Source organism: Sulfitobacter geojensis (genome assembly GCF_000622325.1).
Lineage (GTDB): Bacteria > Pseudomonadota > Alphaproteobacteria > Rhodobacterales > Rhodobacteraceae > Sulfitobacter > Sulfitobacter geojensis.
In genome coordinates, this window is the sequence record NZ_JASE01000005.1 from 3211852 (window position 1) to 3226103 (window position 14252).

Annotated in this window: 11 protein-coding genes; 8 read left to right on the forward strand and 3 right to left on the reverse strand. The window is 59.8% G+C overall.

The annotated features are described in order from the left end of the window. Window positions 1–15 precede the first annotated feature (15 nt). From Z947_RS0117615 to Z947_RS0117625, 3 genes are all read right to left on the reverse strand, one after another. A complete protein-coding gene (locus Z947_RS0117615) occupies window positions 16–1044 on the reverse strand; it encodes a 2-dehydropantoate 2-reductase (protein WP_025045599.1) in 1029 nt (342 codons plus the stop codon). Further along, window positions 1034–1939, reverse strand: coding sequence for an ornithine carbamoyltransferase (gene argF / locus Z947_RS0117620; RefSeq protein WP_025045600.1), 906 nt, complete (start codon window positions 1937–1939; stop codon window positions 1034–1036). The genes Z947_RS0117615 and argF overlap by 11 nt, the downstream gene beginning before the upstream one ends. A 67-nt stretch (window positions 1940–2006) precedes the next feature. Further along, the gene (locus tag Z947_RS0117625) at window positions 2007–3182 is read right to left on the reverse strand and encodes an aspartate aminotransferase family protein (protein WP_025045601.1); all 1176 of its coding nucleotides are present in this window, start codon (window positions 3180–3182) and stop codon (window positions 2007–2009) included. A 280-nt stretch (window positions 3183–3462) separates the two neighbouring features. On the opposite strand from Z947_RS0117625, the gene Z947_RS0117635 reads away from it, so the two are divergent. The 8 genes from Z947_RS0117635 to mdoH all read left to right on the forward strand — a co-directional run bounded on the left by Z947_RS0117635 (window position 3463) and on the right by mdoH (window position 14201). Then, window positions 3463–4371 carry a DMT family transporter gene (locus Z947_RS0117635; protein WP_025045602.1) on the forward strand — a complete coding sequence of 303 codons (909 nt, stop codon included), beginning with the start codon at window positions 3463–3465 and terminating at the stop codon, window positions 4369–4371. A gap of 103 nt (window positions 4372–4474) precedes the next feature. Further along, window positions 4475–5053 (forward strand): GcrA family cell cycle regulator, encoded by a 579-nt coding sequence (locus tag Z947_RS0117640; protein ID WP_025045603.1) that lies wholly within the window; start codon window positions 4475–4477, stop codon window positions 5051–5053. Between the two features lie 129 nt (window positions 5054–5182). Next, window positions 5183–6799, forward strand: a complete 1617-nt coding sequence (locus Z947_RS0117645; protein ID WP_025045604.1) for a thiamine pyrophosphate-binding protein — start codon at window positions 5183–5185, stop codon at window positions 6797–6799. Continuing rightward, window positions 6786–7991 carry a CaiB/BaiF CoA transferase family protein gene (locus tag Z947_RS0117650; RefSeq protein WP_025045605.1) on the forward strand — a complete coding sequence of 402 codons (1206 nt, stop codon included), beginning with the start codon at window positions 6786–6788 and terminating at the stop codon, window positions 7989–7991. Before Z947_RS0117645 ends, Z947_RS0117650 begins: the two co-directional genes overlap by 14 nt. Window positions 7992–8184: 193 nt before the next feature. Continuing rightward, the gene (locus tag Z947_RS0117655) at window positions 8185–9534 is read left to right on the forward strand and encodes a tetratricopeptide repeat protein (protein WP_025045606.1); all 1350 of its coding nucleotides are present in this window, start codon (window positions 8185–8187) and stop codon (window positions 9532–9534) included. A 19-nt stretch (window positions 9535–9553) separates the two neighbouring features. Further along, window positions 9554–10804: an OpgC family protein gene (locus Z947_RS0117660; RefSeq protein ID WP_025045607.1), complete on the forward strand. Its 1251-nt coding sequence runs from the start codon at window positions 9554–9556 to the stop codon at window positions 10802–10804. Continuing rightward, window positions 10801–12330 carry an OpgD/OpgG family glucan biosynthesis protein gene (locus tag Z947_RS0117665; RefSeq protein WP_025045608.1) on the forward strand — a complete coding sequence of 510 codons (1530 nt, stop codon included), beginning with the start codon at window positions 10801–10803 and terminating at the stop codon, window positions 12328–12330. The genes Z947_RS0117660 and Z947_RS0117665 overlap by 4 nt, the downstream gene beginning before the upstream one ends. After that, window positions 12327–14201, forward strand: coding sequence for a glucans biosynthesis glucosyltransferase MdoH (gene mdoH / locus Z947_RS0117670; protein ID WP_025045609.1), 1875 nt, complete (start codon window positions 12327–12329; stop codon window positions 14199–14201). The genes Z947_RS0117665 and mdoH overlap by 4 nt, the downstream gene beginning before the upstream one ends. Window positions 14202–14252 lie beyond the last annotated feature (51 nt).

A 14252-nucleotide genomic window follows, 5' to 3' on the forward strand; every position in this document is an offset into this window, starting at 1 on the left:
GTCGCGCCCCGTTTCCTAAGCCTGCGGGCCCTCGGCCAGTTCGCGCCGCAAGGCTTTGGGCGTCAGGTTGGGTAACCCCTCGCCCGCCAGTTCCGCAGTGTTCACCACGTCCATCACCATCGCATTGATCGGTGTTGGAATGCCAGACATCCGGCCCATCTCAACCACCACGCCCTGAAGGGCGGCGATCTCGGTCGGACGCCTTTCCATCAGATCGTAAGACATCGACGTACGGGCCTGCGGATCAATCTTGAGCATCGCCGACGCGACGCGGGTAAACAGCCCCGTCGGCAGGCGCAATACCCATGGGATCACCGAGACAGACACCGGCGTGGATGAAACCGGACGGATGCCATTGCGATGGATTACCCGCAGTGCTTCGGCCCATTGATCCGCCATCAGCTTGCGCCACTCGCGGTCTTTGAGCTGGGTCTTGATCGGCAAACCGCTTAGCGCGTTCAACGCATTATTGAGGTTCATCAGGAACTTGCCCCATTGCACGTTCTCGATTTCGCGGCTTTCAAGGCAGGCCAGACCGGGCACCGCCAGAATGGAGCCAAGCGCACCTGCGCCGGCTTCAATGACGATATCGCCTTCAACCGCGCGGTGATACCCCCCCTGCCCCATCGGCACGACGTTGAAAGGTACCATGCCTGCACGCACGTCGCGCGCGGGCAGCACGCCGCGCAAGGCCGTGCCATTCGACACGCCGTTTTGCAGGCTGATCACCTGCGCGCCGCGCGGCGCATGGGTATTGATCACTGTGCCGATCGCATCGGTATCGCGCGATTTCACCGTTACCAGCACCATGTCAGCGCCCGCCAGAATGGCCGGATCGGTACTGATGCCAATTGCATCGGCACTGACCCGCACCGCCATCCCGTCAAGATCCGTCAGCGTCAGCCCGTGCGCACGGATTTCAGCCGCGATGCGCGGCCGCGCCAGCAAGGTGACATTGCGCCCCGCAGCTGCCAAAAGCCCGCCCACGAAACATCCGATAGACCCCGCACCTGCAACGACGATATGCGGATCATTATTTGCCAAGACAGTACCGCATAACAGCTTTTTGCGCGTGAAGACGGTTTTCGGCTTCGTCAAAGATCACCGAATTGGGCCCGTCCATCACAGCACTTGTCGCCTCGTCCTCGCGGTGGGCTGGCAGGCAATGCATAAACAGCGCATCGGGTTTGGCCTTTGCCATCAACGCTTCGTTCACCTGATAACCGCGCAACTGGTTATGACGCCGTTCGCGGGCGGATTGCGGATCATGCATCGACACCCAAGTGTCCGTAACCACCAGATCAGCACCGCGCACCGCGAGGTTTGGATCGCGTTCGACGGAATAAAGCCCCTGCAAGGCCGCTTCGGGATCAAGCGGCGGCGGGCCAGTGAACACCAGCTCGAAATCAAACTGCTTGGCGGCATGGGCAAAGCTGGCAAAGACGTTGTTGCCGTCACCGGACCAGACCACTTTCTTGCCTTTGATCGGGCCGTTGTGTTCCTCGAACGTCATGATATCGGCCATGATCTGGCAAGGGTGACTGCGATTGGTCAGCCCGTTGATCACCGGCACGGTGGCATATTCGGCCATGTCCAGCAGGGTCTGTTCCTCAAAGGTACGGATCATGATCAGATCGACATAGCGCGACAGCACACGAGCGGTATCAGCAATGGTTTCGCCATGACCCAGCTGCATGTCGGTGCCCGACAGCACCATCGTTTGCCCGCCCATCTGACGCACGCCCACGTCGAAACTCACACGGGTACGGGTCGAGGGTTTTTCAAAGATCAACGCGACCATGTGGTCCTTAAGCGGCTGATCATCATCCGGCGCTCCTTTCGGACGGTCGGCGCGGGCGTTCTTCAACGTGATCGCCGTGTCGACGATCCCCCGCAGATCAGCTTCAGGGGTCGTGTGGATGTCTAGAAAATGGGTCATGACGTACTTTTCAATTGGGATGCCCCACCCGGTCGAGAGTGCGGACAGTATTTAAGGCCAAAAAGAGTTAGGAAGAGGAGAGCGTTGCCGCGGCAGCGTCCAGTCGGTTCACGGCTTCGGCGATTTCCTCATCTGTGATCGTGAGCGGCGGCAGCAGGCGCACCACGTTATCGGCGGCAGGGACGGTAATGACCTCTTGGTCATAGCCTGCATTCACCACATCCATCGGCGCGACCTTGCATTTGAGACCCAGCATCAGGCCGGTGCCGCGCACGCTTTCAAAGACATCCGGATGGTTGGCGATCAGCCCTTCGAGTTTCTGGCGCAGCAGACTTGCCTTGCGGTTCACCTCGGCCAGAAAGGCCGGATCACTGACGATATCCATCACGGTGCACCCCACGGCGCAGCCCAACGGGTTGCCGCCATAAGTCGAGCCATGCGTGCCTGCCGTCATGCCGGACGCGGCGTTTTCAGTTGCAAGTACCGCCCCCAGAGGAAAGCCGCCGCCGATGCCTTTGGCCACCATCATGATGTCTGGCGTGACACCCGCCCATTCATGGGCAAACAATTTGCCGGTCCGGCCCACGCCGCATTGAACTTCATCAAGGATCATCAGGATGCCATGTTCGTCGCATAGATCGCGCAGACCTTTCAGGCAGGCATCCGGCAGCGGGCGAATGCCGCCTTCGCCTTGCACGGGTTCTACCATCACAGCGCAGGTTTTGTCGGAGATGGCCGCATTCAGCGCGTCATGATCGCCGAAGGGCAGATGTTTGAACCCTCCCAGCAATGGGCCGAAGCCCTTGGTCATTTTCTCGGACCCTGCCGCAGCGATACCTGCTGCGGAGCGGCCATGGAAAGAACCGTCAAAGGTGATGATTTCTACCCGTTCGGGTTGACCTTTGTCATAGAAATACTTGCGCGCCATCTTGACCGCCAGCTCGCAAGCTTCGGTACCGGAGTTGGTGAAAAAGACCGTGTCGGCAAATGTATGTTCGACCAACTGGTCCGCAAGCGCCTGTTGTTGCGGGATCTGATACAGGTTCGACGTATGCCAGAGTTGCCCCGCCTGTGCGGTCAGGGTCTCGACCAATGCCGGATGCGCATGGCCCAGCGCGTTCACCGCGATGCCGGCACCAAGGTCCAGAAAACGTCGCCCGTCCGCTTCGGTCAGCCAGGAGCCAGCACCGGAGACAAAGCTCAACGGGGCACGGGAATAGGTCGGCAGAACGGAAGAGATCATCTGGATCATCCTTATAAGAGGCCGCTTTAGCGCTTTGCCTTGAAGCAGGCAAAAGGCCACGGGCGGCGTGTCGGGTCAAGTGGGTTTGGGGATGGTGCAAGGCACCGGGATCAGACCTGCGGCATGCAGGCCACGACAGGCGGGCGTTTCAGCCTTGGCGTCGTCGACGCAGTATATCTGTCTGGTTGATCATTCCGGTTTGATACTGCGCAATCTGCGGTTTGCATAGTCCCTTATTGGCGATCTTGTTCCCCTTACAAGATTGGGCCATAGCGGGCGCATGTATCTTGCCAAAACCCAAAGTAACATCACAGCCGCCCTGCTGATCTCCGTTGCCACGGCATTCATTGCCGCAACCATGTTGATCGCAAAGGCGCTGGGGGGCGACAGTTTCGGGCCGCCCCTGCATGCATTGCAGATCAGCCACGGGCGGTTTCTGTTTGCGTTCATCGCCATCAGCGCAGCGGCAGCGGCCTTGCGCCCCGACATCGGGCGACCGCACTGGGGGTTGCATCTGGCGCGCACCAGTTGCGGATGGGCCGGCGTGACCCTGATGTTTGCCTCGGTTGCGTATATTCCGTTGGCGGATGCCACCGCGATCACCTTTCTGAATCCTGTCTTTGCCATGATCCTTGCCATACCGTTGCTGGGCGAAAAAGTGGGGCGCATTCGCTGGTCGGCGGCTGCCCTTGTCTTTGCCGGTGCGCTGATCTTGCTGCGTCCCACACCAGCCAGTTTCGACCCTGCCGCCCTGCTTGCCTTTGCCGCCGCCGCTATCATGGGGCTGGAGCTGATTTTCATCAAAAAGCTTGCGGGGCGCGAGAATCCTTTCCAGATCCTGCTGTTCAACAACGGGTTGGGTCTGTGTATTGCCAGCATCGCCGTGATCCCCTTTTGGCAACCGCCCACGGCCGCACAATGGGGGCTGCTGGTTGCAATCGGTGTCTGCATGGCCATCGCCCAAAGCTTTTTCGTGAACGCGATGGCCCGCGCGGAGGCAAGCTTTGTCGCCCCGTTCAGCTATGCTACGTTGATCTTCGCCGCCCTTTACGATGTGTTATTCTACAATGTGATACCGGACGGCGTGACCTATCTGGGGGCCGCCACAATCATCGCTGGGGCCGTCATGCTGGTGCTGCGCGAAGCACAGTTGAAACGTGCGATTGCGGCCCCGCCAGCGGGGCAATAACGGATCGTCCCTTGCACGTGCCCGCCGAAGGCTTAGTATAGGGACTTGAATTTGCTTAGGCGGTCCTCTTGGCAGGGCCGCTTTTTGATAAGAGAGACTTGCAATGTCCTGGACCGATGAGCGCGTTGAAACGCTGAAGAAAATGTGGGGCGAAGGCCAGTCGGCAAGCCAGATCGCCAAGGAACTTGGTGGCGTGACGCGCAATGCCGTGATTGGCAAGGTGCACCGTTTGGGCCTGTCCAATCGCACAACAACCGGTGCCGCAGCCAAGCCCGACGCCAAGCCAAAGGCCAAGCCGGCCCCCAAGCCCGAGGTCAAACCCAAGGCCAAGGTCGAGGCCAAAGAGCCGGTGATCATGCAAACCGTGGCCGCCGCCCCGCCAAAATCGACGCTGCCTGCGCGCAAACAGATCATTCCGGCCGGCCAGCCCCTGCCGCCGCAGCCCTCCGCCAACGAAATTTCGCCGGAAGCATTGGCCAAGGTCAACGAAGTCGAAAAGAAAGCCAAGAAAATCGGCTTGATGGAATTGACCGAACGGACCTGTAAATGGCCTGTGGGCGACCCTGCGACCGAAGATTTCTGGTTCTGCGGCTTGCCCGTGAAACAGGGTAAACCCTATTGCGAGGCGCATGTGGGCGTGGCGTTCCAGCCGATGTCATCGCGCCGCGACCGTCGCCGGTAACATGCGTTTTGCGGGGCAGGTCTGGGTGGAAACGCTGGCCTGTGCTGCAACAATTCCGACGACACAGTGAATTGCACATTACCCCAAGGCATGGTTCATCACAGGCATCTGTTAAAAAAGGCCTGAACCATGCCCGATACCATCCGCGCCGCTGACGCCCTTGCCCGCCGCCTTTATGCTGCGGGGTGCCGCACCGCCTTTGGCATGCCCGGCGGCGAAGTCCTTACCGTGATTGACGCGCTTGAGGCGGCGGGCATCCGGTTCATTCTTGCCAAACACGAAAACGCTGCCGGATTTATGGCCGAAGGGGTGCACCACCGCGACCACGCCCCGGCCATCCTGGTCGGCACCATTGGGCCCGGCACATTGAACGGGGTGAATACCGTCGCCAATGCCCTGCAGGATCAGGTCCCCCTGATCGTGATCTCGGGGTGTATGGATGCGGATGAGGCCCAGAACTATACCCATCAAGTCATCGACCATCAGGCGGTATTTGCGCCTGTCACCAAGGCCACCTTCCGTCTGAGCGCCGGTGCCGCCCACACCATCGCCGACAAGGCCGTTGCCATCGCCACCGAAGGACGTATGGGGCCGGTGCATATCGACGTGCCGATCTCGGTTGCAAACGCCCCTGTGTGGCAAACCGCGCCGGCACCGCGCGCCAAAGCGTCGCCCGCTGCGCCCAGTGGCAGCGACCTTGCCACCGCACGGCACTGGCTGGAAAACGCGCAGCGCCCGGTAATGATCGTTGGCGTCGATGCGTTGAACCAACATGCGCACACGGCTGTGGTAGAATTTGCCGAAGACCACAATATTCCCGTGATCACGACCTATAAGGCCAAGGGTATCCTGCCCGAAGACCACGCCCTGTCATTGGGCGGTGCGGGTTTGTCCCCGCTTGCCGACACGCATTTGCTGCCCTTCGTCAAAGCCGCTGATCTGGTTCTGTGTGTTGGCTATGATCCGATTGAAATGCGCCCCGGTTGGCAGGATGTCTGGGATCCGGCCCAGCAGAATGTCATCGACATATCTGCCGTGCCCAACCACCACTACATGCATCAGGCGACCCTGAACTTTGTCACGGATTGCGCCGCCTCGCTGCGCGCGCTCAGTGACGGACTCGACGTGCAAGAGACATGGGCGGAGGGCGAGATATATAAACTGAAGCAGGCCCTGACGATCGATTTCCCGAGCGATGATGACTGGGGACCAGCCGCCGTGATCGACACATGTCGCAAGGTTTTGCCGCGCGATACAATTGCCTCGGTCGATAGCGGGGCACATCGGATCCTTCTGTCGCAAATGTGGGAATGTTACGCCCCGCGCGACCTGATGCAATCATCGGCCCTTTGCACGATGGGTTGCGCCGTCCCTATGGCCATCGGGGCCAAGTTTGCCGCCCCCGACCGACCTGTTGTTTCCTTTTGCGGGGATGCCGGTTTCCTGATGGTGGCAGGTGAACTGGCCACTGCTGCGGAACTGGATGTCGCCCCGATATTTGTCGTCTTCGTCGATGCCTCCCTTGCGCTGATCGAAAAGAAGCAGCGCGAACGCCAGTTACCCAACATTGGCGTCGATTTCGCCCAACATAATTTTGCCGCCATGGGCGTGGCCTTTGGCGGGGCGGGCGTCACCGTGCGCAACCGCGCAGCGCTGGAAACCGCCTTGAACGATGCCCTAAAGGCCGAAACATTCACCGTCATTGCCGCAATCATTGATCAAGGAGCTTATGATGGCCGTATCTAAAGGAGCCCTCGACGGGCTGTTCGTGCTGGACCTGAGCCGTATTCTTGCCGGCCCCACCTGCACCCAGATGCTGGGCGATCTTGGCGCAACCGTGATCAAGGTCGAAAACCCCAAAACCGGCGGTGACGACACCCGTGGCTGGGGCCCGAACTATGCCCGCAACGCGGATGGCACCCCGTCTGACCTTTCCGCCTATTACATGGCCGCCAATCGCAACAAACGCTCTATCGCGGTCGACATTGCCACCGCTGAGGGCCAACGCATCCTGCGCCATCTTGCGGCGCGCGCCGATATCGTTGTGGAAAACTTCAAACCCGACGGGCTAAAGAAATACGGGTTGGATCATGAAACCCTGCTCAAGGCGCACCCCGCCCTCGTCTATTGTTCAATCTCCGGCTACGGGCAGACCGGTCCGAACCGCAGCCAGCCCGGCTATGATCTGATGGCCCAGGGGTTTGGTGGCATCATGTCGATCACCGGTGATCCGGACGGTGCCCCGATGAAGGTCGGCGTGGGCATCGCCGATGTGATGTGTGGCATGTACGCGACCATCGGTGTGCTTGCCGCCCTGCGCCACCGCGAACAGACGGGCATTGGTCAACACATCGACCTGTCACTGGTGGATTCCTCTATGGCGTGGCTGATAAACGAGGGCACCAATTTCCTGACCTCCGGCCAGTTGCCCGAACGGCGCGGCAATGCACACCCCAATATTGTGCCATATGACACCTTTGAGTGTAGCGATGGGCACATCTTGCTGGCCGTCGGCAACGACGCGCAATTTGCCCGCTATTGCGATGCATTGGGGCTGGCAGACACTGCAGCTGATCCCCGCTTTACCACCAACCTAGGCCGGATTGAAAACCGGAGCGCATTGATGGACGCGATCCGCCCTGCGATGCGCGCGCTGGCAAAGGACGATCTGCTGGCGCGATTGCGCGGTGTTGGTGTGCCCTGCGGGCCGATCAACACCATTGGCGAGGCGCTGACATCGCCACAGGCACAGGCACGCGGCGCAGTGATCGACATCGACCGCGCCGATGTCGACAAGGGGCACGTCAGCCTGCTTGGCAATCCCCTCAAATTCTCGGCAACTCCTGTGGCATACGACCGCGCGCCGCCGCGTTTCGGGCAAGACACGGCAGAGGTTCTTGAAACATGGGGTCCTGATCCGGCGCAAAATCGGGACTAGCGCGACCTAAACACAAGATATTGCGGCTGATTTACCGGTTCTACCGATGAATCCGCCACGCTTTGACACAATCGCTCACGAAACCTGCCGCCCGCTTCACGTTGGCGTGTGACCATCGCCAAAACCATTCTGTGGGGGGCAAATCCCGCGTAGCCTGAGCCGGACATTGACCGTTTCCGAAAGGCCAGCGCCCATGAACCACGACATTTGCAACGCTCCCATCTCCCTGCAAAGCCAACCTGCGCTGGAAAGCTGGAATGCCATGATCCGCGCTTTTCTGGCCCATAAACCGGCAACACCACAGCATCTTGGCGCGGTGATTGACGCAGAACCGCAATTTGCCATGGCCCAAGCCGCGCGCGGGATATTTTCGTTGATGATGGGACGTGCCGAGATGTGGCAAGTAGCCGAGGATGCCCGCACTGCCGCCCATGCCGCCCGCGCAGAAAGCGGTGCAAACAGCCGCGAGGTCGGTTGGATTGCCGCCCTTGATCACTGGCTTGCCGACAGCCCCACCGGCGCAGTCGCCGCGCTAGAGGCTGTTCTGGACGACACCCCCCAAGATACGCTGACCGCCAAAACCAGCCACGCGATCCGCTTTATACTCGGGGATGCCCAAGGCATGCGCGATTCTGTCGAACGGGTTATGCCGGCGCATGGCCCCGATCACCCCCTGCGTGGTTACCTGATGGGATGTCACGCCTTTACGCTTGAGGAAACCGGCGAATATGCCTCGGCAGAACTGGCGGGACGCGCGGGGCTGACCTATGCACCTGATGATGCTTGGGGGCTGCATGCTGTGGCGCATGTGCATGATATGCGCGCCGAAGCCCATGCCGGTATTACCCTGATCGAAAACCACAAATCCGCTTGGGACGGGTCGAACAATTTTCGTTATCACGTGTGGTGGCACAAGGCATTGCTGCATATGGATCGGGGAGAAAATGATGTGGCCCTTGACCTATATGACAGCCAGATCCGTGCGGACAAAACCGACGACTACCGCGATATCTCAAATGCCACCTCCCTGTTGCTGCGGCTGGAGCTGGAAGGTGTCGACATCGGCGACCGTTGGACCGAACTGGCGGACTTTGCAGAAAACCGGATTGATGATGGCTGTCTGGTCTTTGCCGATCTGCACTACCAACTGGCGCTTGCCGGTGCCGCCAAAGGCGATGCCGCGACCGCGATGACCGCGCGCTTTGCCCGCGACGCCCGCCGCAACGGCGATATGGCAGAGCGCGTGGCAGATCCGGGGCTGGCCGCATTAGCCGGTTTGAACGCTTTTGCCGAGGGGCGTTATGGCACGGCCTTTGACCAATTGGCGAATGCCCGCCGAAAAATGCAGACCATCGGCGGAAGTCATGCGCAACGCGATGTGTTCGAGCGAATGACCATTGACGCAGGCCTGCGTGCGGGTCATTTCGACGCAGCAGAACAGGTGTTGCAAGAACGCCTTGCCCTGCGTGCAGGCCGCGAGGACAGGTTTGCCGCGACACGCTTTGATCAACTTTCACGTGCGCGGCGCATACCCGCGCAATAGGTTCGGATATCGCTGCCAGATGACACTTGCTGACGTGACCTCTATCCCTTCACCCGCCGCCGCTGCAGTCGCACAGGTCGCGCCCCGTGTGCGCGACCTGCGTCTTGATTTCTTTCGCGGTCTGGCGATGTTCATCATCCTGATCGCCCATACACCGGGCAATTTTCTGACCCTGTGGATCCCCGCGCGCTGGGGCTTTTCCGATGCGACCGAGATCTTTGTTTTCTGTTCGGGCATGGCCAGCGCCATTGCCTTTGGCGGCGGGTTCGACCGCGCAGGCTGGGTGCTGGGCACCGCGCGGGTCCTGTTTCGCGTCTGGCAGGTATACTGGGCGCATGTGTGCCTGTTCTTCGCCACGCTGGCGCTGACTGTCTACCTGACGGATCTGGACATAACGGGGCGCAACTATTGGGGCCAGTTGAACCTCTGGATGATCTTCGTCGAAAGCGACAAATGGGAAAACCCCAATATCCTGCTCAGCTTTATGACCCTGCGCTATGTACCGAATTATTTCGACATTCTACCGATGTATATGATCGTGCTTTTGATGATGCCGATCGTTATGGCCTTGTCGCGCGTTGATCTCAAACTTGTTGCTCTGTTTGTGATCGGCGTCTGGCTGATGGGGCAAAGCGCATTGATGCAAAGCATGAACCTTGGGGCGTACCATCTTGAATTCCCTGCCGAACCTTGGAGCGAGCGTTCCTGGTTCTTCAACCCCTTCGGCTGGCAGCTGATCTTTTTCACCGGCTTTGCGTTTATGCGCGGCTGGCTGCCAAAACCACCGGTAACCGCCACGCTGCTGGCCCTCGCCGCCTTTCTAGTGATCGCGAATGTGCCGTTGTCCAATATCGGTGTGCGGGAGTTTGGCATTGAATTGGCCAAAGACTGGCGCAACGCCTATGATCCTTTGTTCAACAAAAGCGATTTCGGCATTTTGCGTTACGTGCATTTCCTTTCGCTTGCCTATGTCTTCTGGGTGCTGGCGGGGGACAAGGGCCACAACCTGCTGGCCTCCGGTGCGGGTGCATTTGCGCGCGCATGGGCTATCGCCCTTAAGGTCATCCTCAAGGTCGGACAGCAAAGCCTTGCGGTTTTCATCACCAGCATGTTCACCGCCCGTTTGATGGGGTTCATGATGGATGTTGCAGGCCGCAGTATTACAATGACATTGCTGGTGAACCTGTTCGGTTTCGCCGTTCTGATCGCTGTCGCTTATGGCGCGGGCTGGTTCAAATCCCAGCCTTGGCGCGTGAGGGCGGCGCAATGATCCGTCGTGATGTCCTGAAATCCCTCGCCGCCCTTTCCCTCATTCCCGCCAGCGCCTGGGCAGAGGAACCCGGTCTGCGGTTTGGCGATCAACCGACCCCGTTTGACGCCGACACCGTGACCGAACTGGCCCGCGTGCTGGCCGGTCAGCCCTATGTGGCGCGCCCGCAAATCCCCGAAAGCTGGCGCAATCTTTCCTATGACGCGTATCGCAAAATCTGGTTCGACGGCCGCAATGCCTTGTGGGAAAATACCGACACACCGCAACGTGTCGACGTCTTTCCGCCCGGTCTGTATTTTCCGCAGGCAGTTGCGCTGAACCATGTGGAAAATGGGGTTAGTCGCCCCATCCGTTTCGACATGGATGTCTTTGATACCACCGACACATTCCCGGATGTAGAGATCGACGAGACCCTTGGTTATTCCGGTCTGCGGCTGCGCGCCGAGCTGGAGAAATCCGGCATCTTTCAGGAATACGCCGTGTTTCAGGGGGCGAGCTATTTCCGAGGTATTGGCACTGGTGAAATTTATGGGCTGTCCGCCCGTGGTCTGGCGCTCAAAACCGGCGATCCTATGGGCGAAGAATTCCCAGATTTCACTGCCTTCTGGATGGAACGGCCGGCGGCAGGCAGCGACATGATGACCCTGCATGCCCTGCTGGACAGCCCGTCTTGTGCAGGGGCGTACCGGTTCGAGATCACCCATGGCACTGTGCTTGAAATGAAGGTCACTGCCACGCTTTTTGCCCGCACCGATCTGACGCATATCGGGATTGCGCCGCTGACCTCGATGTTCCTGTTTGACGACACCATGCGCCAGCGTTTTTCCGACTTCCGTCCGGCGGTGCATGACAGCGATGGTTTGCTGATGCACAACGGCGGTGGCGAGGTCCTGTGGCGGCCTTTGGCCAACCCGACCAGCCTGCAGATCAGCGCATTTAGCGACAACAACCCGCGCGGCTTTGGCCTGTGCCAGCGCAAGCGGAAATTCAGTGATTTCAACGACCTAGAGGCCCTGTATCACAAGCGCCCCGCGGTCTGGATCACACCGGGCGAGGATTGGGGGCAAGGGGCCGTGACCCTGGTTGAAATCCCTGCCGACCTTGAAATCTATGACAATATCGTCAGCTATTGGCGTCCCGCAAACCCCGTGAAAGCGGGCAGCGCACACGCCATGAGCTATACTTTGCATTGGGGGGCGGACCCTGTGCCCGTCACCGCCGATATCCCCGTCAAAGTCCTGAACACGGCGATCGGCGGACGCCCCGAAGGGGGCCAAATCGTGGCCATCGACTTTGCCGGTTCCGACCGCGTGCCGCAGGACCTGAGCGAAATCGAAATCGTGCTGCGCAGCAACACAGGCACCGTGACCCCCGGCATCGTTCAGCGCAACCCGGAGACAGGCGGGCCCCGCCTTGCCTTCACGTTTCAGCCCGAAGATGCCCCATTGGTTGAATTCCGCGCCCAGCTGCGGATCGACGGTGAACCCCTTAGCGAAGTCTGGATGTACCGGTGGACCGCCACATGAGCACCCCGCATCCCAACCATGACGCAATGCCCCCTCCTGCGCCGTTGCAGATGCAGGTACAGGATTTTGCCACAGCCCCGACATCGCGCAGCTGCGACACCGCAGAAACGCGTTCCACCCCGTGGCGGATTGCCGTGTTCATCCCCGCCCTGATCGCCACTGCCTGTCTGATGTACGGCATGTATAGCTGGCTGGCGGGCATGGGCATGACAGGGTTGGAATGGGCGCTGTTGATGATGATCGGTGCAACATTTGTCTGGGTCACCCTATCGGTCAGCACCGTGGGCGTCGCCATCGCTGGCATCCTTGCCCGCGAAGAGGCCGACACACGCGCCCCGACAGATGTGACACCGATTGATGTGGCCCTGCTGGTGCCGGTTTACAACGAGGTGCCTTGGGACGTGTTCGGCAATGCCGCTGCCATGCTCGACGATCTGGCCGCACGCAAAACTGCGCATCGTTACACGTTGTTTATCCTGTCAGACACACGCGATGACACCATCGCCGCGCAGGAACAACAGGCCTTTGCGCGTTTGCGTCAAACCGCGCCGTATCCGGTGCACTACCGTCGCCGCGCGGACAATACTGACAAGAAGGTCGGTAATCTGGTGGATTGGATCACCGGTTGGGGCGCCGCTTATGAGGGGATGTTGGTACTGGACGCCGACAGCCTGATGACAGGGCGTGCCATTGACCGGCTCGCCTCCGAATTGTCGGTCGCGCCTGACACCGGTTTGATCCAGACATTCCCAATGCTAATCGGTGCCGAAACCCTGTTCGCGCGCCTGCAACAATTCTCCAATATCGCCTACGGCTGGCTGCTGGCCGAGGGTCTGGCCCTTTGGTCGCGGTCGGAAGGCAATTATTGGGGCCATAACGCCATCATCCGCACCCGCGCCTTTGCCCAAAGCGCGGGGCTGCCGCATCTGACCACACGGGGTCGCGACGATCTGATCCTAAGCCATGATTTCGTCGAGGCCGGATTGCTGCGCCGTGCGGGCTGGCGCGTGCGTTTTCTGCCCCGCGTCACCGGCAGTTTTGAAGAAACCCCCGGCACCTTGATTGATTACACCCTGCGCGACCGGCGCTGGTGTCGCGGCAACCTGCAACATCTGCGCCTGCTGGCAACGCGCGGGCTGCACCCTGTGTCGCGCTTCCATCTGTTTCATGGCGCAGTCAGCTATCTGCTGTCGCCTGCATGGTTTCTGCTGCTGGTGATCTGGGCCTTGCTGGGCAAGGATGCCGAAACAAACGTGGTGCGCTATTTTAACGAGGCGAATCCCTATTTCCCCGACTGGCCTCCCGCGATGAGTCATATCGACTCAGCCGTTTTCCTGTTCATCATGTACGCCATGTTGCTGACCCCCAAGATGGCAGCCGCTGCGATGATCGCTGCAACCCCTGCGGCCACGCGGATCTTTGGCGGGCACGGTGCCTTCCTGACCGCCTTCGTAACCGAGGTTTTGCTGTCCGTGGCCTATGCCCCCGTGATGATGATCCAGCAAACCAAAGCCGTGTTGCGGGCGGTATTCACCCGATCAGAACCCTGGGCGCCACAAATGCGCGATGCGCAGCACTACCCGCTGATAACACTGGTAAAATTCCACTGGGTTGAAACAGCCTTAGGGTTCATCCTGAGTTTAGGTTTAGGGGCTGGTCTGATATCGCTATGGCTTTTGCCCATCGCGGCAAGCCTGCTGTTGGCGGTCCCCTTGTCGGCGCTCTCTGCACTGAACCTCGCTCAATGCGCGCCGCGTAGCCTTGCGATGAACAGCCCCTACACCCTGCGCGAACCGGCGATTGTAACCCGTGCAAAATCGGCGCGGGCCGAGATTAAAACACAGCTGACCGTAAAAAGCCCCGCCGAATAACCTGCGCTGTCGCAAGACTTTTGCAAAAGTCTTGCCTCGATTTTTTTGTCA

What these genes read in the sequence shown, in the direction of transcription:
- argF (WP_025045600.1), bottom strand. Translation starts at nt 1,939, where the DNA reads ATGACCCATTTTCTAGACATCCACACGACCCCTGAAGCTGATCTGCGG.
- Z947_RS0117625 (WP_025045601.1), bottom strand. Translation starts at nt 3,182, where the DNA reads ATGATCTCTTCCGTTCTGCCGACCTATTCCCGTGCCCCGTTGAGCTTT.
- Z947_RS0117635 (WP_025045602.1), top strand. Translation starts at nt 3,463, where the DNA reads ATGTATCTTGCCAAAACCCAAAGTAACATCACAGCCGCCCTGCTGATC.
- Z947_RS0117640 (WP_025045603.1), top strand. Translation starts at nt 4,475, where the DNA reads ATGTCCTGGACCGATGAGCGCGTTGAAACGCTGAAGAAAATGTGGGGC.
- Z947_RS0117645 (WP_025045604.1), top strand. Translation starts at nt 5,183, where the DNA reads ATGCCCGATACCATCCGCGCCGCTGACGCCCTTGCCCGCCGCCTTTAT.
- Z947_RS0117650 (WP_025045605.1), top strand. Translation starts at nt 6,786, where the DNA reads ATGGCCGTATCTAAAGGAGCCCTCGACGGGCTGTTCGTGCTGGACCTG.
- Z947_RS0117655 (WP_025045606.1), top strand. Translation starts at nt 8,185, where the DNA reads ATGAACCACGACATTTGCAACGCTCCCATCTCCCTGCAAAGCCAACCT.
- Z947_RS0117660 (WP_025045607.1), top strand. Translation starts at nt 9,554, where the DNA reads ATGACACTTGCTGACGTGACCTCTATCCCTTCACCCGCCGCCGCTGCA.
- Z947_RS0117665 (WP_025045608.1), top strand. Translation starts at nt 10,801, where the DNA reads ATGATCCGTCGTGATGTCCTGAAATCCCTCGCCGCCCTTTCCCTCATT.
- mdoH (WP_025045609.1), top strand. Translation starts at nt 12,327, where the DNA reads ATGAGCACCCCGCATCCCAACCATGACGCAATGCCCCCTCCTGCGCCG.